The organism is Streptomyces sp. NPDC050636, assembly GCF_040654775.1.
Taxonomy (GTDB): Bacteria; Actinomycetota; Actinomycetes; order Streptomycetales; family Streptomycetaceae; genus Streptomyces.
The window spans coordinates 400,179-420,661 of sequence record NZ_JBFAIP010000002.1 but is presented as its reverse complement, the minus strand read 5'-3'; the positions used below and the strand labels follow the sequence as shown (position 1 = coordinate 420,661).

The 20,483-nt window shown below is 72.0% G+C and carries 16 protein-coding genes and 1 pseudogene; 7 read left to right on the top strand and 10 right to left on the bottom strand.

Features of this window, described 5'->3' with window-relative positions:
- Nucleotides 1-12 precede the first annotated feature (12 nt).
- On the top strand, nucleotides 13-3,174 hold the full coding sequence (locus tag AB0I10_RS04395; RefSeq protein ID WP_363150756.1) for an amidohydrolase family protein: 3,162 nt from the start codon (nucleotides 13-15) through the stop codon (nucleotides 3,172-3,174).
- A gap of 309 nt (nucleotides 3,175-3,483) precedes the next feature.
- Nucleotides 3,484-4,803 (top strand): acyl-CoA dehydrogenase family protein, encoded by a 1,320-nt coding sequence (locus AB0I10_RS04390; protein ID WP_363150755.1) that lies wholly within the window; start codon nucleotides 3,484-3,486, stop codon nucleotides 4,801-4,803.
- A 69-nt stretch (nucleotides 4,804-4,872) separates the two neighbouring features.
- Here the strand turns inward: AB0I10_RS04390 and AB0I10_RS04385 are convergent, their stop codons facing one another.
- The 8 genes from AB0I10_RS04385 to AB0I10_RS04350 form a co-directional block, all read right to left on the bottom strand.
- Nucleotides 4,873-5,478 (bottom strand): GAF domain-containing protein, encoded by a 606-nt coding sequence (locus AB0I10_RS04385; RefSeq protein WP_363150754.1) that lies wholly within the window; start codon nucleotides 5,476-5,478, stop codon nucleotides 4,873-4,875.
- Nucleotides 5,475-6,095 carry an ATP/GTP-binding protein gene (locus AB0I10_RS04380; protein ID WP_363150753.1) on the bottom strand — a complete coding sequence of 207 codons (621 nt, stop codon included), beginning with the start codon at nucleotides 6,093-6,095 and terminating at the stop codon, nucleotides 5,475-5,477. The genes AB0I10_RS04385 and AB0I10_RS04380 overlap by 4 nt, the downstream gene beginning before the upstream one ends.
- Nucleotides 6,073-6,477 carry a DUF742 domain-containing protein gene (locus AB0I10_RS04375; RefSeq protein WP_363150752.1) on the bottom strand — a complete coding sequence of 135 codons (405 nt, stop codon included), beginning with the start codon at nucleotides 6,475-6,477 and terminating at the stop codon, nucleotides 6,073-6,075. The genes AB0I10_RS04380 and AB0I10_RS04375 overlap by 23 nt, the downstream gene beginning before the upstream one ends.
- A gap of 2 nt (nucleotides 6,478-6,479) precedes the next feature.
- On the bottom strand, nucleotides 6,480-6,929 hold the full coding sequence (locus AB0I10_RS04370; RefSeq protein ID WP_363150751.1) for a roadblock/LC7 domain-containing protein: 450 nt from the start codon (nucleotides 6,927-6,929) through the stop codon (nucleotides 6,480-6,482).
- Nucleotides 6,919-8,868 carry an ATP-binding protein gene (locus AB0I10_RS04365; protein WP_363150750.1) on the bottom strand — a complete coding sequence of 650 codons (1,950 nt, stop codon included), beginning with the start codon at nucleotides 8,866-8,868 and terminating at the stop codon, nucleotides 6,919-6,921. Before AB0I10_RS04365 ends, AB0I10_RS04370 begins: the two co-directional genes overlap by 11 nt.
- A 154-nt stretch (nucleotides 8,869-9,022) precedes the next feature.
- Entirely contained in the window at nucleotides 9,023-10,222 is a 1,200-nt protein-coding gene (locus AB0I10_RS04360; RefSeq protein WP_363150749.1) for an MBL fold metallo-hydrolase, read from the bottom strand.
- A gap of 208 nt (nucleotides 10,223-10,430) precedes the next feature.
- Entirely contained in the window at nucleotides 10,431-11,288 is an 858-nt protein-coding gene (locus AB0I10_RS04355; protein WP_363150748.1) for a GNAT family N-acetyltransferase, read from the bottom strand.
- A 114-nt stretch (nucleotides 11,289-11,402) separates the two neighbouring features.
- On the bottom strand, nucleotides 11,403-12,809 hold the full coding sequence (locus AB0I10_RS04350; protein WP_363150747.1) for an FAD-dependent monooxygenase: 1,407 nt from the start codon (nucleotides 12,807-12,809) through the stop codon (nucleotides 11,403-11,405).
- Nucleotides 12,810-13,179: 370 nt separating this feature from the next.
- Here AB0I10_RS04350 and AB0I10_RS04345 point away from each other — a divergent pair.
- Nucleotides 13,180-14,061, top strand: a pseudogene (locus tag AB0I10_RS04345) (PfkB family carbohydrate kinase); the annotation flags it as partial.
- 215 nt (nucleotides 14,062-14,276) lie between these two features.
- Here the strand turns inward: AB0I10_RS04345 and AB0I10_RS04340 are convergent.
- Nucleotides 14,277-15,368, bottom strand: coding sequence for a DUF6745 domain-containing protein (locus AB0I10_RS04340; protein WP_363150746.1), 1,092 nt, complete (start codon nucleotides 15,366-15,368; stop codon nucleotides 14,277-14,279).
- A 56-nt stretch (nucleotides 15,369-15,424) separates the two neighbouring features.
- Complete coding sequence (locus tag AB0I10_RS04335) at nucleotides 15,425-15,751, bottom strand: hypothetical protein (RefSeq protein ID WP_363150745.1); 327 nt, start codon at nucleotides 15,749-15,751, stop codon at nucleotides 15,425-15,427.
- Between the two features lie 351 nt (nucleotides 15,752-16,102).
- Here AB0I10_RS04335 and AB0I10_RS04330 point away from each other — a divergent pair, with 351 nt between their 5' ends.
- The 4 genes from AB0I10_RS04330 to AB0I10_RS04315 are packed head-to-tail and all read left to right on the top strand — an operon-like array spanning nucleotide 16,103 to nucleotide 20,472.
- Entirely contained in the window at nucleotides 16,103-17,056 is a 954-nt protein-coding gene (locus AB0I10_RS04330) for an STM4015 family protein (RefSeq protein WP_363150744.1), read from the top strand.
- A gap of 11 nt (nucleotides 17,057-17,067) precedes the next feature.
- A complete protein-coding gene (locus tag AB0I10_RS04325; RefSeq protein WP_363150743.1) occupies nucleotides 17,068-18,231 on the top strand; it encodes an STM4014 family protein in 1,164 nt (387 codons plus the stop codon).
- A gap of 43 nt (nucleotides 18,232-18,274) precedes the next feature.
- A complete protein-coding gene (locus AB0I10_RS04320) occupies nucleotides 18,275-19,081 on the top strand; it encodes an STM4013/SEN3800 family hydrolase (protein ID WP_363150742.1) in 807 nt (268 codons plus the stop codon).
- Entirely contained in the window at nucleotides 19,078-20,472 is a 1,395-nt protein-coding gene (locus AB0I10_RS04315) for an STM4012 family radical SAM protein (RefSeq protein ID WP_363150741.1), read from the top strand. Before AB0I10_RS04320 ends, AB0I10_RS04315 begins: the two co-directional genes overlap by 4 nt.
- Nucleotides 20,473-20,483: the final 11 nt, after the last annotated feature.

Here is a 20,483-nt window from a genome sequence, read left to right as displayed (position 1 = left end):
TCCCCCGTCCCGATGCCGCTGTCCCGCCGCAGATTTCTGCAGGGCACCGCATCGGCCGCCGCAGCGGCGGGGCTGGCGGGAGCCGCCGCGCCCGGGGCAGCGGCGCAGCCGGCCGCCGGGGCGCCCGGCGATGCGCTCTCGTTCACCGCCGCCACCAACGGTGCCGGCACGCTCGCACCGTCCGGCGACCGCCTGGTCGCCGAGATCCAGAACGTCCTGTGGTCGCTGCCGCGCGCGGGCGGCGACGCGGTCGCCCTGACCCCGCCCGACCTGGAGCCCACCCGGCCGGTGCACTCCCCCGACGGCCGCCTGATCGCCGTCTGCGCCTACCGGGGCGGCGGCTTCCACCTGTGGACGCTGCGTACCGACGGCTCCGGTCTCCGGCAGCTGACCGACGGCCCGTGGGACGACCGCGGCCCCGCCTGGTCGCCCGACGGGACACGGATCGCGTTCGCCTCGGAGCGGGGCGGCGACGCGGTGGCCGGCAGCCCGTACCGGATCTGGGTGCTGGACGTGAAGACCGAGCGGCTGACACGGGTGACCGGTCTGCCCGGTCAGGACGGGTCCCATCAGGACGGCGCCTGGGAGGACTTCGACCCCTGCTGGTCGCCGGACGGTTCCCGGATCACGTTCGTGCGCGGGAAGGTGGCGGGCGCCGCGCTGCTGTCCCGTACGGTCGCGTCGGTGCCCGCCGACGGCGGCGGCGCGGTGCGCACCGAGCACACCGAGGCGGCGGACGCCCGGGTGATGGCACCGGCCCTCTCCCCCGCCGGCCGGCTCGCCTATCTGCGCACCACCGACTATCCGGGCCCCACGTGCACCCTCGTCGTGGACGGTGAGCCGCTCGCGGTCGACGGGGATGTGGAGCCGGTGCCCCCGCGATGGGTCTCTCGGGACGAGTTACTGCTGACGGTCGGCGGGCAGTTCCGGATCGTCAAGGCCGATGCGCCCGAGCAGGCCGAGACCATCCCCTTCACCGCGAGGCTGCCGCTGGACCGCCCCGGGTACCGCGTCAAGGACTACGGCTTCGAGCGGACGGGGGCGCAGCCGGTGCGCGGGGTGCATCTGCCCGCGCTGTCCCCGGACGGCCGCAGGGTCGCCTTCGCCGCGCTCAACTCCCTCTGGGTGGCGCCGACTTCGGGTGGCGGTGCGCCACGTCGGATCGTGCGCGCGGATGCCACCCGCTATGTCTTCGCGCCGAGCTGGTCCCGTGACGGCCGTTCGCTGCTGTACGCGGACGACCGGGACGGGCTGTTCGCCGTGCGCCGCCGCGATATCGCCTCCGGCGAGGAGACGGTGCTGGCCACCGGCGGCCGCGTGCAGCCGGCGCTGTCGCCCGACGGCGGACGGCTGGCCGCGCTCGACATGTCGGGGAATCTCGTCGTGCGGACGCCGGCCGACGGCAAGGAGCAGGTGCTGGCCGCCCCGATGGGCACCGGCGGGCTGCCGGGCCGCCCGAGCTGGTCGCCCGACGGCCGCTATCTGGCGTTCTGCGACCGCAACCGCCTCAACCGCCGTTTCCGCGAGGGCTACAACGTCATCCGGGTCGTCGACACCGAGACCGGGAAGGCCCGGCTGCACGCGCTCGCCGACCATGTCTCCCTCGCCGACCGCTATGACTCCGGGCCCGTCTGGTCGCCCGACGGGCGGTGGATGGCGGTGATCGCCGAGTCCGCCCTGTGGGTGCTGCCGGTGCGGCCCGACGGCACGCCGGACGGTGCGCCGCGGCGGCTGACCGACGAGTGCGCCGACCATCCGTCGTGGTCCGGGGACTCCGGCACGCTGCTGTATCTCTCGGCCGGCAAACTGCGGCTGATCGGGCTGTCCGGCGGGGCGGCGCGGACCGTGCCGCTGTCCCTCGAACACCGCGGGTCGCGCGCCCGGGACACCGTCGTCCATGCGGGCAGGTTCTGGGACGGTACCGGCGACGAGGTGCGTGAGGACGTCGATGTGGTGGTCCGGGACGGACGGATCACCGCCGTGGAACCGCACCGTGCGGCCCGCGCCGGTACGGCCCGCACGGTGGACGCCTCCCGGCAGACCGTGCTGCCCGGCCTGTGGGACGCGCACACCCACCCGTGGCAGACGACGTACGGCGGCCGACAGACGGCGTTGCAGCTCGCTTACGGCATCACCACCGCGGTCTCCTGCGGCGGCTTCTCCTACGAGCAGGCGCGCATCCGGGAGGCCGTCGCCGCCGGTGTGCTCGCCGGGCCGCGGCTGCTGACCTCCGGGGAGCTGCTGGACGGCGGGCGGGTCGCGTACAGCATGGGGCGGGCGCATGGCACCCGCGCCGGGCTGCGCCGCTCGCTGGACCGCGGCGCGGCCCTGGACTGGGACTTCGTCAAGACGTACGTACGGGCGCCGGGCTGGGTGATGGAGGAGGCCGCCCGCTTCGCCCACGAGCGGCTCGGTGTCCGGGCCGGCAGCCATCTGCTCACCCCGGGCGTGCAGCTGGGACAGGACCTGACGACCCATCTACAGGCTACCCAGCGGGCGGAGTTCGGCCATGCGGTGTCCGGCTCCGCGCACTCCTATCAGGACGTCGAGGAGGTCTACACCGGCACCGGCTTCCATCTCCTCGCGACGCCGTTCTCGGCGTCCGCGCTGCTCGGCGACGATCCGGCGCTGGCCGATGACGCCCGTGTGGGGACGCTGATGCCGCCCTGGGACACCGCGTTCGTACGGGAGAACGCCGGGCACCGTCCCACGCCCGTCCAGCTGACCGACATCCAGACCGAAGTCGCCGTCTACCGAAGGGTGTTGAGCGGCGGCGGGCTGGTCGCACTGGGCACCGACCAGCCGTTGACGCCGGTGGGCCTGGGCCTGCACCTGTGTCTGCGCGCGCTGCACCGGGGCGGTCTCAGCGTGAGCCAGACGCTGCGCACCGCGACCGCGCTGCCCGCCAAGGTGTTCGGCGCGGAGCGGGACCTGGGGACGCTGGAGGTGGGCAAGCTCGGCGATATGACGCTGGTGGACGGTGACCCCTTCACCGACTTCGACTCGCTGGTGCGGACCTCGGCGGTACTGCGTGGCGGACGACTGTTCGAGCAGCGGGAGTTGGTCGGTTCCTTCCCCGCCCCGTCCGCCCGCGCGCTGCGGTCGGACGCCGTCGACTGGCTGGAGGTGGGCCGGCAGCAGCGCCGCGAGTCCTGCTGCGATGCCGGTCACTGAGCGCCCGCCTGGGGCTGTGGGGCGGCGCGGTTCCCGGGGCCTGCCCGGGGCCGCGCCCGGCCATCGCCGACCAGGGTGTACGGACCGTCGCGGATCCGGCGGGGGTGGTGAGGGGGTTCCTCACACTCCAACCCGCACATAAAGACACCCTGTTGATGTTTCACGCGTTCCGCAGTAGGTATGCCAACGGGTATTGCTCGCAGTAAGCATCAGATCACGTTCCGAAATGACCACAGCAGACGGTATCGCCAGTGCCGTCCCGAGGCGGGGAGCGAACAGCGCGGGGGAGATCGCGGAGGAGGGCTCGTCTTGCACCGCTATTTCACCGACCAGAGACATGAAACGCTCCGGCATCGGGTCCGGGACTTCGCCGAATGCGAAGTCCGCCCCCGGATTGCGGAGATGGAGGCGAGCCGTTCCGTTTGTCATGACCTTTCGCGCCTGATCGCCCGTCAGGGGTGGATCGGTGCGACCGTGCACCGCGCGTACGGCGGGATGGGCGCCGGCCATGTCGCCAAGACCCTGATCATCGAGGAGCTCTCACGGGTGAGCGCCGCGATGGGCGCCATGGTGCAGGCTTCACAGCTGGGCGTCGCGAAGATCGTCCACTTCGGGAGCGAGGAGCAGAGGAAGACCTGGCTGCCGGCCATTGCGTCGGGTGACTGCCTGCCCACCATCGCCGTCACCGAACCGCAGTCCGGCGGCCATGTGCTGGGGATGGAGAGCACCGCGGTCCGCGACGGCGACGACTACATCCTCAACGGCCGCAAGATCTACGTCGGCAACAGCCATGTCGGCGATCTGCACGGCGTGGTCGTCCGCACCGGCGAAGGCTCCAAGGGGCTGTCGGCGTTCCTCGTGGAGTCCGACAGCCCCGGCTTCCGCGTCGGCGAGCAGAAGCCCGCGATGGGACTGCACGGCTTCAGCTTCGGTGAGCTGTTCTTCGACAACTGCCGGGTCCCGGCGGCGAATCTGCTCGGCCGCGAGGGCGACGGTCTGTCCGTGGCCTACTCCTCCAGCGTGCTGTACGGACGGCCGAATCTGACCGCCGTGTCCCTGGGGATCCATCAGGCCGTGCTGGACGAGACGACGAAGTTCTGCGCCGAGCGGCAGCGCTACGGCAAACCGCTGGCGGACCTGAGCAACATCAAGCTCAAGCTCGGGCGCATCCAGTCGCGGCTGCTGCTCGCCCGGCTGTCCGCGTACCACGCGGTGCATCTGCTGGACCAGGGGATGCCGTGCGACGCGGAGCTGATGAACGCCAAGCTGGTCAATGTGGAGTCGGCGCTGGAGTCGGCGCAGGACTCGATGGACATACACGCCGCGTGCGGGCTGTTCACCGACCGGCCGGTGGAGCGCTTCCTGCGGGACGCGCACCATATCTTCGCGCCGGCCGGCACCTCCGACATCCAGTTGCTGCGCCTGGGCGAGCTGGCCCTGGGCCAGGCGAAGGGCGAGTGGTCCAGCCGCCTCGCGGAGCTGCTGCGGCTGGACCCGGCCGAATGGCCCGATGAGGAGGACACAAGCGACCCGGAGGAGGCGAGTGCCACCGTCCCGGGCCAGCGCACCGGCCCCTCCGCGGGGCGGCGCTCCTGGTTCGCGCCTTTCAGGGTGAGCGACCGGTCCTGACCCGGGGCCGCGGCCCTCGGCACCGAGCCGGCGCCGCGGTCCGGGCCCGTCCTGCCGGGCAGGGCCGGATCAGGACATGTCGGTCTGCCGGTCCTCCATCCGGTGGATCTGCTCGACGAGTTCGGCGGCCATCGCCTTGATCGTCGCCAGCCCCTCCCGCCCCCAGGGACGCGGTTCGAGGTCCACGACACAGACCGTGCCCAGTGCCATCCCGGTACGGTCGATCAGCGGCGCGCCGAGGTAGGAGCGGATGCCGATCTCGTCGACGACGGGGTTGCCCGCGAACCGTGGATAGTCGCAGACGTCCTCCAGGACCAGGGCCTTGCGGCGGACCACGACATGCGGACAGTAGCCGTGGTCGCGGGCCATCACCCGGCCCGGCTGGGCGCTGGCGGGCGCCGGGCCCAACTCGACGGCATGGTCCTGCGCGGGCGCGTAGAGCCCGGCGAAGTACTGCCGGTGTTCGTCGATGAAGTTGACCATGGAGTATGGCGCCTGGGTCGTCCGCGCCAGTTTCCGCGCGAACTCGTCGAACGCGGGCAGCGGGGAATCGCCGATGCCCAGGGCGCGCAGCCGGGCGACGCGCGCCGGGGCCTCGTCGTCCTGAGGGGTGAGCAGCAGATGGCGCGTCGGGTCGTAGGAGGTGTACGGGACGCGGGACACGGGGTGGTTCACGGAGGCTCCGGGGTCGCGGCGAGGGCGGGGGTGAGCAGATGCTGAACGAGCGATACCAAGGTGTGGGTGGCCGAGCTGCACTGGCGGGCGTCACAGAGCACGACCGGGATTTCCGGCTCCAGGTCTATGGCGGCGCGGACCTCGTCCGGTTCGTAGTGGAACGAGCCGTCGAACTCGTTGACGGCGACGATGAACTGGATGCCGCGCCGCTCGAAGAAGTCGACGGCGGCGAAGCACTGGTCCAGGCGGCGGGTGTCGGCGAGGATGACCGCGCCGAGCGCGCCGTGGGACAGTTCGTCCCACATGAACCAGAAACGTTCCTGGCCCGGCGTCCCGAAGAGGTAGAGGACATGGTCGGGGCTGAGGGTGATCCGCCCGAAGTCCATGGCGACGGTGGTGGTGTTCTTGTCCTCGATGCCCGCCAGATCGTCGGTGCCGATGCTGATCTGGGTGAGGAGCTCTTCCGTACTGAGCGGTTCGATCTCGCTCACCGCTCCGACGAAGGTCGTCTTGCCGACCCCGAAGCCGCCCGCGACCAGGATCTTGAGCGCGGTCGGGAAGAGGTCGGGCGAGGGATCCCCCAGCGCCTGGGGGTCACAGTCGTTTGCGAAGTCCATTCAACACCGCCTCAAGTAGGGCTCGGTCGGTAGGGGACGCGGGCCCTGCCGAAACAGCGGCCGGGGCCCGCGCGGTGAGCGCCCCGCAGTCGACGAGGTCGGCGAGGAGCACCTTGGTCACCACGGCGGGCAGCCGTATGTGGGCGGCGATCTCGGCGACCGAGACCGGCCCGCCGCACAGCGCCAACACCTGGGCGTAGTCCGGACCTTGGCAGGAGGCGGGCCGCCGCCCGGTGGCCATCACCATGGTCATCAGGTCGAAGTGCGCCGTGGGGCGGGTCCGGCCGTTGCTGATGGTGTACGGCCGGACCAACCGGCCGGCCGCGTCGTCGTACCACGGTGCGTCCTGGCCGCTCTGCCGCCGTCGACGACTCAGCGCCATGGTCAGAGCCCGCCCGCCGGTGCCTGCTGGCGTGCGGGGGTGGACAGATAGGGCCGGACGCTCTTGACCAGCATGCCCATCTCGTAGGCCAGCACCGCCACATCGGCCTCGCGCCCGGCCAGGACGGCCAGGCAGGCGCCGGTGCCGGCGGCGGAGACGAACAGGAACGAGGACTCCAGCTCGACGACGACCTGAAGCACTTTGTCCCCCTCCCCGAAGCGCGCGCTGGTGCTGCGGGCGAGCGAGTAGAGACCGGAGGACAGGGCCGCCATGTGGTCGGCGCTGTCCGGGTCGAAGCCGTCGGCGGCCTTCACCAGGCCGTCGGAGGACAGCAGGAGCGCGCTGCGGGCATGCGGGACGCGCTTCACGAGTCCGGTCAGCAGCCAGGACAGATCGGTGTGCTGACCTCGCTGCAGCGGAGCATGCGGCTGCGCGTGCACATCACTCACCATGGTGGGGGTCGTCTCCTCGGGGGCGGGACATCGGGGCGTCGTGGTCAGGGTCGTAGAGCGGGTCATTGCCGCCGGCGGTGCTGCTGTTGCCGCCCTGGCCTGCGGTGTCGGCATTGCCGCCGGCGGTGTTCCCGGAGCGGCGGCCGGCTGCGTAGCTCTCGTCGGCGAGACTGAAGCCGCGCCGGAACGCGGCCATCAGGCCGGGGTCCGGCTCGGGCTCCGGACCCGTACTGCGCATGGCGGACGGCAGGATCGGGTCGCCGCGCAGCTCGGGGACGAGGTGCTCCTGTTTGCGTCGGCGGGGCAGCCGCGGCCGGGCGCTGTTGTCCAGCCGGGCGGGCGGGGCGGGCGGCAGCACGACCGGGCCGGGGTCGGCGGGGCGTTCGTCAGAGGCGCTCGTGGCGCCACGGCCACGGACCGCTCGGCCGTTCGAGGTGCCGGAGTCGGGGTCGCCGTGGGCGTGGGCCGTGACCGTCCGGTCGTCGTAGCCCCGATGCGGTAGGTCGAGAGCGCGATCGGCGTCGGGATGGGAGGCGGCATCCAGGCTTCCGTTGCCCGGCTCGTGACGCAGGTCCTGCCAGTCGTCGCAGTCGCCGTGGCGGTCGCGTACCGGGTCGCTGTCCGGGGACCCGGTACGGGCCGCGGCCCCCTGGCTCGACTCCGCGCCGAGCAGGTCCTGCGGCAGGACCAGGACCGCCTGCACACCGCCGTAGATGTTGCTCTGCAGCCGGACCACGATGCCGTGCCGACGGGCGAGCGAGGAGACCACGAAGAGACCGATCCGCCCATCGCTCAACAGCTCGGCGACATCGATGTGTTCGGGGTCGGCCAGCAGCGCGTTCATCTGCGTCTGCTCCTCCACCGACATGCCCAGGCCACGGTCCTCGACCTCGACGGCGAGGCCGGCCGTGACCAGCTGGGCGCGCAGCAGGACATGGGTCTGCGGCGCGGAGTAGATCGAGGCGTTCTCGACGAGTTCGGCGAGCAGGTGGATGACGTCGGCGACGGCGTGGCCGCGCAGGGTGCCCTCGATCGGCGGGACGAGCTTGACCCGCGGATACTGCTCGACCTCGGCGATGGCGGAGCGCAGCACCTCGGTCATGGAGACCGGGCGGCTCCACTGGCGGCGTGAGATGGCGCCGCCGAGGACGGCGAGGTTCTCGGCATGGCGGCGGATGCGGGTGGCCAGGTGGTCGATATGGAAGAGGCCCTTGAGCAGGTCCGGGTCCTCCACCTGGTTCTCCAGCTCGTCCAGCAGCTCGATCTCGCGGTGCACCAGGGACTGCAGACGCCGGGCGAGGTTCACGAAGACCTCGACCTTCTGCTCACTGCCGGTGGCGTTGCTGCGCGCGATGGCCACCGCGTCGATGACGGCGGACTCGGCGGCCCGGCCCGCGGCGGCCACTTCGTGGGCGAGCAGATCGAGGGTGTCGCCGGTGGGCAGCAGATCCGGGTCGGGGTTGCGGTGCGGCGTCCACTCGCCCTGGCGTACACGGTCCAGCACGTCGTAGAGGTCGGACTGGCTGCGGGCGCAGACCTGGCGCAGGCGGGCGTAGCGGGTGACGGTGGCGCGGGCCTCGGAGTTGGCGGCGGCGCCCGCGGTGAGCACGATGACGCAGATCAGCGTCAGCCCGCCGGAGAGCACCGCCCATTCGCGGCTGCCGATCTGGGCGCCGCCGGCCTGGACGACGAAGGCGGTGACGGCGGCACCGGTGACGGCGACGAGGAGGCAGGGGACGGCGGCGAGGCGGACCAGGCGGGACCGTATCGCCGAGTCGGCGGCCGACTCGGGGAACGAGGCCCGGCCGTGCCGTGCGCCGTCACGCTCCCGCCGCCTTGCGGATGTGGGTACGGGGGCGGCCCCCGGGGACCCTTGGGTCCCCGGGGACCTCTGAGCCTCCTGGGACGACTGCGTCCCCAGGGGGAAAGCGGTAGGCATCGGCGCCCTCCGGATCGGCCGTTGGCAGTTCGCGGAGCACGCACGCTAGTTGTTGCGGGGGTGGGGTTCAGACCGACTCGGGGTTTCGCTACCCCGCGCCACCTCCGTAAGTGGGTGCCATGGCACTGTCGTGCGAATCGATCCGAACTCCCGTTCAAACGGAGGGAGTTGGCGCCTCGGACGGGGTCTCTTCCATGGTGTCCGACGGTGCGATACGCGCCCCCGGCCAGCTCGGCCAACCCTGGACGGGAGGCACTGCCACCGCCCGCCACCACGGTGCCACGACCGGCTCGCCCGCGGGCTCGAACGGCCGGCCCGGCGGGGGCGTGGCCGCCTTCGCACCCGTACGGTGCGCCGCCGCGACCGTACGCTCCACAGGCTCGGACCACGGATGCGGCGCGAGGTTGAACGTGCCCCAGTGGATCGGCAGCACAACGCCGGCCGGGCTGCCGCCGGAGAGGTCTGCGTGGGCGCGCAGCCCCTCTTCCGGAGTCATATGGATGTCGGGCCAGAAGTCGCTGTACGCGCCGATCTGGATCATCGTCGCGTCAAACGGTCCGTGTTCCGTGCCGATCTTCGCGAAACCGGAGAAGTAGCCCGTGTCGCCGCTGTGGTAAATGCGGTGCTCGGGCCCGGCGACCACCCAGGACGCCCACAGGGTGTGCTGCGGGCCCCGCAGCCCGCGGCCGCAGAAGTGCTGCGCGGGCGTGGCGGTGAGGGTCAGCCCGCCGACGCGGGTGGACTCGTGCCAGTCCAGTTCGGTGATCCGCTCCGCCGGGACGCCCCAGAATTCCAGGTCGGCGCCGACCCCGAGCGGCACGACGAAGGCCGCGCCGGTGCTGGTCAGCCCCTGGACCGTCGGCATGTCGAGATGGTCGTAATGGTCATGCGAGATCACCACGACGTCGACCGGAGGGAGGTCCTCCAGCGCGACCGGCACCGGGTGCATCCGCTTGGGTCCGATCCAGCTGAACGGCGAACAACGCTCACCCCAGACCGGGTCGAAGAGCACCCGCTGCCCGTCGATCTCGGCGAGCACGCTGGAATGCCCCATCCAGGTGAGCCGCAGCCCTGAGCCGGGCGGCCGGCCCCAGTCCGCCGCGCTCGGGTGATGCACCGGAATCCGGCCGACCGGCGCCCGGCGCAGCCGCCCCTCACGGCTCAGCTGCGTACGCGCCATCGGCAGCGCGGACCCCTGGAGCAGCTGTCTGGTCTGTGCCGGATTGCGGAACTGACCGTCCACGAACTGCGGCGACCTGCGCATCCTGGCCAGCCGCTCCCCGGTGGGCTCGGCGCCGAAACTCGCGGGGCGCAGCGCGGCGAGTGGCGTACGGCGGGGTCGGGAACCGGTCACGGCACCTCCAGGGTCGGGGCAGTCGCGAAGTGAACGGACCGCGCGAGCGGTGGGTTCCGGCGCGCCGGGCCGCTCACCCGGGCCTCCACACCATCACCCGCAGAAACAAACCGCGCGACGGGCCGGGAAATTCCGGGATGGAGTGATGTTCGACCGGCAGCTGACTACGTCCGTCGGCCAGGCCTGCCGGGACCTGTCGGCGCGAGGGCTAGGCAGGCGCGAACTCCAGGACGAGATGGTCCTCGACCGGCCGGTAGCCGAGACGCTGGTAGAGGGCGTTGCTGGTGGGGTTGGCCAGGTCCGTGAAGAGCAGCAGACCGGCGGCTCCGGATTCCTGCGCCGCACGTGACACGGCCGTGGCCACTGCCCCCGCATAGCCGCGTCCGCGCAGGTCGGGCGGGGTGTAGACGGGGGCGACGCGGGCCGTACCGCAGAGCGTACGGGTGACTCCGGCCATGGAGACGGGGCGCCCGTCCACCTCCCACAGGGTGCAGCGGCCGTGGGCGATCCGGTCGTCGACGGCACGGGCGTCCCGGGGCGGTGGATCGCCGACCTCGGCGGCGAAGGCCGCGAACCAGGCGAGGAGGAGGTCGCGGTCAGCGGTCGTGGCGCCCCGCGCCACACCGGGTGGGGCGGGCGTCGGCGGCGTCAGCACACCGAGCCGGTAGAGCCGGTGGCGTTCCGCGGTCTGCACCGTGCCGCCGTGGCGTCGCCGCCACGCCGCGGCCACGGCCTCAGCCGCCGCACGAACGGCATTCACCCCGGGAATCGTGAGCCGCTGCCGCGCCAGCTCATCCACCAATTCCGCGGCGGCTTCGTGCGGTGTCGGCGAGAGCAGCACGGTCCGTGGCGGGGTCCATACGAGCGCGGCCTCGACAGCTGTCTCCCTCCCGCCCCTTTGCCACCATCCGAACCACGGCGCGTCGGCCCCGTACGCATCCGCCCCCAGCTCACGCAGGGAGGCCGTCACCGAGAGCAGTACGGTGTGGTCCGTCGGCCGCGCCCGCAAGAACGTGCCGGCGGCCGCCTCGAACGCGTCAAGGTCCTGTGTCGTCGTCCACGCCATGGCCCACCTTCTGGCTCAGTGCTCACCTTCTGGCTCAGTCTTCCGCGGTTCACGGCCCGGGGAGTCCCGTTTTCGGGACTCGGCCCCACCCCTAGGACCGGCTTCCAGGGCGGCTCACACTCGCTCGATGACGGCCGGTGGGCTGGGCAGGCCCGGTCGGCGCGGCAGGAAGACGGTGCGGAACACGATGCGTGGGGCGGCGAGACGGGACGGCGGGGCGGTGAGGCAGAAGACGTCGCGGAAGGTCGCGCCGACGACGGGATCGATGGCGGCGCGGGCGATCAGCCGGTCCAGGTACCAGGTGCTCAGCCGCTCGCCCAGGCTCGCCTTGGCGTCGCCGTCGCTCGCGTACGGGCGGTCCGAGCCGACCGCGGCGACCCAGGCGGATTCCGCGGCGCGGGCCACCGCCCGCTGCGCCCCTGCGGAGATCCCGGGGCGCAGGCCACCGCCCGCGTCGAGCCTGCCGCGGACGGCCAGCGCGCCGAGAGCCGCGACCGACATGCCCTGCCCGTACACGGGGTTGAAGGTGCAGTTGGCGTCGCCGAGGACAAGGAACCCTTCGGGCACGGCACCGGAACGCTCGAAGTGCCGGCGGCGGTTGTACGTGTCGCGGAAGCCGTGCACCGGCGAGATCGGCTCGGCGTGCGCGAGGAGTTCACGGACGTATGGGTCGCCGATCGTGGCGCTGAATTCGGTGAACTCGGCCGCGTCCGTGGGTGGGTGGTGCCCGCGCACTCCGGACAGCGTCAGCAGCCACTTGCCGTCCTCGACCGGCACGTATGCGCCGCCCCGCGGGCACTCCGGCCAGCCGGGGATATTGACGCCCGCGTCCGGTGCGCCGGCCGGGTCGCTGGGGCGATACATCCGGGTGGCATAGGCGAGCCCCGCGTCGACGGTCTCCTCGTGCGGCGCGGTCCGGCCGAGTTCGGCGTACCACTGGGGCGCCCGGGAACCGCGGCCCGAGGCGTCCACGACGAGCGCCGCGGAGAGCACACGCTCGGCCCGGTCGGCACGCTCACCGTTCCGTGACCGTACGCGTACGCCGGTCACCCGCTGGGCGTCCCCGGTGAGGCCGGTCGCCTCGGTCGCCTCCAGGACCTCGACGCGGGTGGGCGAATCGGCGGCCGCCTGCATGGCGCGCTCCCGTACGACCGCGTCCAGGACGGGTCGGGTCACGCTCAGCGTGGGGTGCCGGCGCTCGTCGAAGCGCCGCTGCCAGCCGGTGGGGGTGCGGGTGAGCAGATCGCGCGGCAGATACAGGCTCCGCCCCCCGGCCTCGGTCAGCGCGGCGACCGTACCGGGCAGCAGGGTGTCCAGCGCGCGCCGGCCACCGCTGAGGAGAACGTGCAGATGGCGGGCCTGCGGGACGCCTTTGCGGAAGGCGTGCCCGGCCGGATACCGATCGCGTTCGACGACTGTGATCGCGTCGACATGTCCCAACAGGGCGGCGACAGCGAGCATTCCGGCGAGCCCGCCACCGATCACGATCGCAGTGCGGTCACCATCGATGCCCTCTGCCATTCCTCCTCCGCTCCCCCGTCGGCCGGATTGCCGGCCATGATCGCTGACCGGTCTCAGACTTCAGTGCACACCACATCCGTGTCAACGCCCCTTTCTGCCAACCGGCCCAAGGGAATTCACCGGACAGACCCTAGGACCGGCAAGGGGTCACCGGGGCTCATGGGGCTCGGCGGCCGCTCGCCATCGGACTCAAGTCGCCGGCCACGGACCGCCGGCCGCGGCCACCGGTCACGACTTCCCGGAAGCTGTTTCCCCCCGCACGTCACGCCAGTCCCTATCGTCCCGGTATAAGGCGACCCTGCGTCTAGAATCCCGGCTGCGGACGCAACGTCCGCAGGCGGTCTCACCAGCAAGGGATACAAGGACGCTTGTGACATTCCAGCAGGAAAATGAGCCGTACGACGTCCTGGTCGTCGGTGGATCGGGCGTGGACACCATCGTGCGCGTCGGCGCACTGCCCGTACCGTCCGCCGACTCATACGGAGTGCCCCCCATCCAGGAATGGGCGGGACACACAGGCACCGGAGTCGCGCTCGGCTGTGCGACGCTCGGACTCACCACCGGATTCGTGGACTTCATCGGCGACGACCACCAAGGCACCCTGGTCCGTGAGCGACTTGCCGGTACCGGCGTCGACTTCCGGCCGCTGACCTCCCCGCACGGCACCCGGCGTGCCGTCAACCTCGTCGCCCCCGACGGCCGCCGGACGTCCTTCTACGACGCCCGCGACCCGCTCGACCTGCGTATGCCCGCCGAGCACTACCTGCCCCATCTTCGCCGTGCCCGCCACGTCCACCTGTCGATCACACACTTCGCCCGCTTTCTGTACGACGACATCGAAGCCCTCGGCATCCCCGTCTCCACCGATCTGCACGACTGGAACGGAATGAGCGGCCATCACCGGGAGTTCGCGTTCCGCTCCGACCTGGTGTTCCTCAGCACGGCCGGGGCCGGTGAGCGGATCGGGCCCGTTATGCGGGAGATCCTCCGCAAGGGGCGTGCGGAGGCGGTGATCGCGACGGCCGGCGCGGGCGGCGCGTATCTCCTCACCCCCGACGACCGCACCCCACGGCTGATCCCCGCCGCGGTCCCGCCCGGCCGCGTCGTGGACAGCAACGGCGCCGGCGACGCCTTCACCTGCGGATTCCTCTACGGTCGGCTGGCGGGCCAGGACCTGGAGGAGTGCGCACGACTGGGGACCGTCGCGGGGGCCCACGCCTGTACCGCGCGGGGCACCCATACCGCCCTCATCAAGGCGGACGAACTCCACTACGCCCTCAACACGACCCCCACGACCCGAACCGCAGCCACTGTCCCGGCCCCGACCCCGGCCCCGGCCCCGATCACAGCCACGGTCCCGACGGCCGCCACGGGCTCGGCCACGGTCACCTCCGCAGCCGCGGTCGCCGCGAAGGTCGGCGCCGTTGCCGCTCCACCCATTGCCGAGCTTCCGGGTGCGCCGGGCGCTCAGGTCTCCCGTACCGGCGCATAGGCCTCCTCTCCCAGTCCGAAGGTCCATGCGACGCCTTCGCGCGCCGTACGGGTCCGGGGCGGCACCCGCAGCCAGTACGTGCGGTGGGTGCCGTCCGGCTCGGGCGTGGAGTTGACCACCTCGACCATCACCACCGGCTCATCGTCGTCGAGGTTGATGCGCCACAGGATGCCCGCCTCGTCGCGGTGCAGCGGCTGCGCTCCCGACTCGTCGAGGTAGCGGTCGTAGCCGTAGAACTCCAGCATCACCCGGCGCAGTTCGGCGTTCTCCTCCTTCCGGATGCGCTCCGGTGTCAGGCCGGCCAGCCCGTCCAGGAAGGTGGCCGGGACCGGCATCCCGCGCCAGGCGTACAGGGCGAAGCCGTCGGGGAAGGCGAGCGCCGGGCCATCGCCCCGGTCCAGCCGCCCGGCCTCGTCGCGATGCAGCTCGACCGGCCGCTCGGCGATGATCGCCACCTTCTCGTAGGGCCACCACCAGCCGGCGCTGCGAGCCACCTCGGCGATGCCCGCCAGCCGCTCACCGGCCCCCGCGAACGCGGCCAGCCAGGGCGCGTCATGCTGCCCGAGCACCACGTCCAGCAGTGCCAGGCGCACCGCCGGCTCGTCCTGCGGCGTCTCGGCCAGAGCCTCGACGACCCCGGTGCGTATCCGCTCGGCGAGTGCACGGGTGGTATCCCACAGACGGCCGCCGGTCAGACCCCATCGTTCGCCCCACGCGGCCCGGCCCAACTCGGCGTGCAGCGCGGCCCGTTCGTCGGCCCAGGGCCGGGTCCGCACCGCGTCGCGCACACTCGCCCCGAGCTCCGCCTGCGACGACGCCAGCACACGCGCCGTCGCCTCCCGCGGCGAACCGGCCCACTCCACCCGCTCCGGCTCCGCGAGCCCCGCGAGGCGATAGGCCAGCCGCACTCCCGCCTCGGCCGCCGCCCGGTCCGCCGCCCCCGTCGCGGCCGCCACCTGACGCCACTCCTCGACTTCTGCGGCCCGTACGCCGTCTCCGGCATACAGGGCCTCGCCCCTTGCTCCTCCGGCCGTCTCCATGTCCGACTCCCCCTTCACCAGCACCACTTCTCCGCCCCCTTCATCGCCCGTCCGTCAGCTCGACCGCCAAGTCGGTCCGTCCGTCAGTCGGCCACCAACCGCACGGACCCCGGCACGTACTCCCGCTGGCGCACCACGCGGTACCAGCCCTTGGGGAGCGATATCGCCGCATGCTCTTCATGCACGACGCGGCCGCCGTCGGGAAGGTGCAGCAATGCGGGCCCGAAAACCCCGGTCTCGCGCTTCAACGCCCCGGCGCCGACCACCGCATGGGCATGGCCGGTGACCTCGCCCAGCGCCAGCACCATCCGTCCGCGAGCATCCCGCGGTTCCTCCGGCAGACCGCTCACATGCTCCGGCAGCGCCGCTTCCTCGACCGGCACGATCAGTACATCTCCCTGTCGGTACAAGGCCGTCCCTCCCCCTCGTCAGCACTCGTCAGTACTCGTCCGTACCGTCCGCGTTCCGTCGCATCGCCGACGCTCATCCGCCGCCGTGCCCGATGCTGAAAACGTTAGAGGGTGGGTCTGACAATCGGCTCTGACCTGCGGAAAGACGCTGCGTTGGGTGACAGTCGGTGTGCCGGCGGGATGCGTTGCCGCTCGAACCCTCGCTGTCGTACGAACCGTTGGAGAGATCACTGCACGAGGCGAGGCTGTGCGCGAGATCGTCGGAGATGGGCCGTGGGGACGGTGACGGGACAGTGACCGGACGACGTGCGGGGACGGCATTGTCAGTGGCTGTTGATAGGAATACGGACCATGAGCATCCACGAGCACGTGGAAGAGCTGGACGGCCTGCCCGTCCACGACTTCCCGCAGGACACGGCCGACACGACGGCCCTCCCCGAGCCCGGCGCGGTCGCCTGGCGGCTGTCCGTCGACCCGTACGAGGACGAAGAGACCTTCGCCGAGTGCTGGCAGCGCTTTACCGAGGCCGTGGACCTGTCCGGCGTACGCGCCCTGGTGATAGGTCAGTGGGGTGAGACGTACGAGAATTCCTCGGCCGTGGTGGTGGCGGCGGTCGTCGCCGCGAAGGACCGGCTCAGCGGACTGCGCGCGATCTTCCTCGGCGACATGGTGATGGAGGAGTCGGAGATCTCGTGGATCCAGCAGTCCGATGTCACACCGCTGCTCACGTCCTTCCCCGCGCTGCGGAGCCTCTCCGTTCGCGGCGGGGACGGCCTGGTCTTCCCGTCCGTACGGCATGAGGCGCTGCGCGAGCTGCGGTTCGAGTCGGGCGGGCTGCCGGCCGCCGCGGTCCGCGGGATCTGCGAGAGCGACTTCCCGGCACTGGAGTCGCTGACGCTCTGGCTGGGCGTTCCCGGGTACGGCGGCGACTACGAGGTCAAGGATCTGGCCGCCGCGCTCTCCGGCAGCCGCTTCCCCGCGCTGCGCCACCTCGGGCTGCAGAACAGCGAGATCCAGGACGAGATCGCCGCGGCGGTCGGCGCCGCTCCGGTCGTCGCGGGCCTTGAGACGCTGGACCTGTCGATGGGCACGCTGACGGACACCGGCGCGGAGGCGCTGCTCGGCGGCCAGCCGCTCACCCACCTCAAGAAGCTCGACCTGGACCACCACTACCTCACCGACGCGATGGTGCGGCGGGTGCGCGAGGCTCTGGAGCCCAGCGGGGTCGAGGTCGTGATCGATGAGCGGGGCGAGGAAGACGAGGACGACGGCACGGTGTGGCGGTATGCCGCGGTGACCGAGTAGGTGATGGGCAGGTGAGCACCGTCGGCCGCACCGATGGCACGGGCACCGCCGTGCCCCGCTTCGCCGTGGTCGGCAACCCCGAGAACCGTCGGGTGACGCTCTTCGCCGAAGCGGTGCGCGCCTCGGGGCTGCCCGCGCCGCGCGTGCTGCCCTGGGCCGATGTGCTGTGCGCGGGCGCGGAGTTCGCCTCCGGGGAGATCGTACGGATCGACTCGCCCGGGGAGAACGCCGAGGTCGAGCGGCTGCTGCGGGGCGTCGTCGATCCGACCCGGGTCGAGGGCACGGCCCGGTGGTACGCCCGCTTCACGGAGGCGGTGCGCGAGGTCGCCCACGCTGCTTCGGCCGGTGGTGCCACGCTTCTGGACGATCCGGCCGAGATGGCGGTGCTGTTCGACAAGCGACGGTGTCATGGGGTGCTGCGTGCCTCCGGGGTACCGATTCCCGAGTCACCCACCTCCGGGCCGGCCGGGCCGGTTGTCGGTGGCTGGACGGACACCCGCGAGCTGCTGCGGGACGCCGGCCTGCGACGCGCTTTCCTCAAGCCGGCGCACGGCTCCTCGGCGTCCGGCGTGCTGGCCCTGGAGACGGACGGCCGCAGCCGGTTCCGGGCCACGACCTCCGCCGAACTGTGCCCGGACGGCAGCCTGTTCAACTCACTACGGGTCCGCCGCTACACGGACGAGCGGCAGATCGCGGCCATCGTCGACGCGCTGGCGCCGGACGGTCTGCACATCGAACGCTGGATTCCCAAGGCGGCGCAGACCGGCCGGGCCGCCGATCTGCGGGTCGTGGTCGTGGACGGCCGCGCCACCCATGCCGTCGTACGGACCAGCCGCTCGCCGATGACCAACCTCCATCTGGGTGGCGCGCGCGGTGACCTCGGCGCGGCGCGGGCGTCCGTCGAGGCGTCGGGAGCCCGTTGGGCCGATGCCCTCGCGGTCTGCGAGGCGGCAGCAGCCTGCTTCCCGCGCACCCTGTGTGTGGGCGTGGATCTGCTGCCCATGGTGGGCTGGCGGCGCTTCGTGGTGGGTGAGGTGAACGCCTTCGGTGATCTGCTGCCCCGGCTGACCGGCCTGCCGGGGAGCGGCGCCGAGGGACTGGACACGTACGGCGCGCAGGTCGCCGCCGTGCTGAGCAACAACGGAAAGATCGGAACGCACCGTGCACGCCTCTGAAACACCCCCGCGGGCTCCTGAGCCGGCCGCCACCACGCCCGACATGAACGAGATCGTGGGCAGCCACGACCTCCTTCTCGTCACGCTCGACACACTGCGCTACGACGTGGCACAGGAGCTGGCGGCGGACGGCCGGATACCGCACCTCGCCCGCTTTCTGCCGGGCGGCCGCTGGGAGCGCCGGCACGCCCCTGGCAGTTTCACCTACGCCTCCCACCAGGCGATGTTCGCCGGATTCCTGCCGACCCCGGCAGCTCCGGGACCGCATCAGCGGCTGTTCGCGGCGCGGTTCGCGGGCAGTGAGACCACTGCGCCCGGCACCTGGGTCTTCGACACCCCCGACCTGGTCTCCGGCCTGGCCGCGGCCGGCTACCGGACGGTGTGCATCGGCGGGGTGGGCTTCTTCAACCGGCAGGCCGCGCTCGGTTCCGTGCTTCCCGGGCTGTTCCAGGAAAGCCACTGGGAGCCCGAGTTCGGTGTCGCGTCCGCGACCTCGTTCGAGGCGCAGGTCGCCCGCGCCGAAGAGGTGGTCGCCGCCCTCCCGGCGGAGCAGCGGCTGTTCCTGTTCGTGAACGTCGCCGCGCTGCACCAGCCGAACTGGTTCCATCTGCCCGGTGCCACCCGCGAGGCCGGCGACAGCCGCGCCACGCACGCCGCCGCGCTGGAGTACGTCGACCGCCATGTCGGCCGGCTCTTCGCCGCCGCGAGCAGCCGCCGTCCGTGCTTCGCCATCGTCTGTTCCGACCACGGCACGACGTACGGAGAGGACGGCTATACGGGCCACCGCCTCGGCCATGAGGCCGTATGGACCGTCCCCTACGCCCAGTTCACGATCGAGGCCGCCCGATGACCACCGCCCCGCACACCCTCACCGGGCCCCTCACCGAGACCGTGCCCACCGCTTCCCCGCCCACCGGCTCCCCCTATGAGAGCTACGTCTACGCCTACCCCCACAAAACGGCCTACCGCCCCCGCCCGGACCGTCCGTCGCTGCGCGACCTCTGGTCGGCCGAGCCGCAGGACGCCCTCTCGCTCTACCTCCACATACCGTTCTGCGAGGTGCGCTGCGGCTTCTGCAATCTCTTCACCCGCATCGGCGCCCCCGGGGACATGACCTCGGCGTATCTGGACGCGCTGGAGCGCCAGTCGACCGCCGTCCGGGACGCGCTGCACGCCGACGCCCGCTTCGCCTCGGCGGCCTTCGGCGGCGGCACCCCGACGTTCCTCAGCGCCGGCGAGCTGTCCCGGCTCTGCGATATCGCGGAGCTGCGGATGGGCGCCGATCTGCGCGCGGTGCCGCTCTCCGTGGAGACCTCCCCGTCGACCGCCACCGCGGACCGCCTGGGCGTCCTGGCCGAGCGTGGTGCGACCCGGATCAGCATCGGGGTGCAGAGCTTCATCGAGGCGGAGGCCCGGGCCGCGGTCCGCCCGCAGCGTCCGGCTGAAGTGGAGGCCGCCCTGGACCGTATCCGGGAGTCGGGCGTCCCGGTCCTCAACATCGACCTGATCTACGGCATCGACGGCCAGACGGAGCACAGCTGGCGGCGGTCCCTGGACACCGCGCTGGCCTGGCGCCCCGAAGAGCTGTATCTCTACCCGCTGTATGTGCGCCCGCTGACCGGCCTTGGCCGCAGGGATCCCGGCGCTCCGGACCCCGAGTGGGACGCCCAGCGGCTGCGGCTTTACCGGCACGGCCGCGACCATCTGCTGGCCGCGGGCTATGAGCAGGTGTCCATGCGGATGTTCCGCCGCCGGGGCACCGTCGCGCCCGCCTCGGGCGGCGACGACCACACCTGCCAGACCGACGGCATGATCGGTCTGGGCTGCGGCGCCCGGTCGTACACCTCCCGCCTGCACTACTCGTTCGACTACGCCGTCGGCATGACGGAGATCCGCACGATCATCGACCACTACATATCCCGGCCGGCCTCGGCGTTCGCGCACGCCGAGTTCGGCTGGGAGATGACCGAGGACGAGGCGCGGCGCCGGCATCTGCTGCAGTCGGTGCTCCAGGCGGAGGGGATGGCGACGGCGGACTACCGTGCCCGCTTCGGCAGTTCGCCCGCCGATGACTTCCCTGAGGAACTGGCGCGGTTCGCCGACCGCGGCTGGCTGGACACCACCGCGGCCCCCGGACGGCTGCGCCTGTCGGCGGAAGGGCTGGCGTATTCCGACGCCCTGGGACCGATGCTGTTCTCTCCTGCCGTACGGGCCCGTATGGCCGCCTACGACCTCAAGTAAGGCGCGGTTTC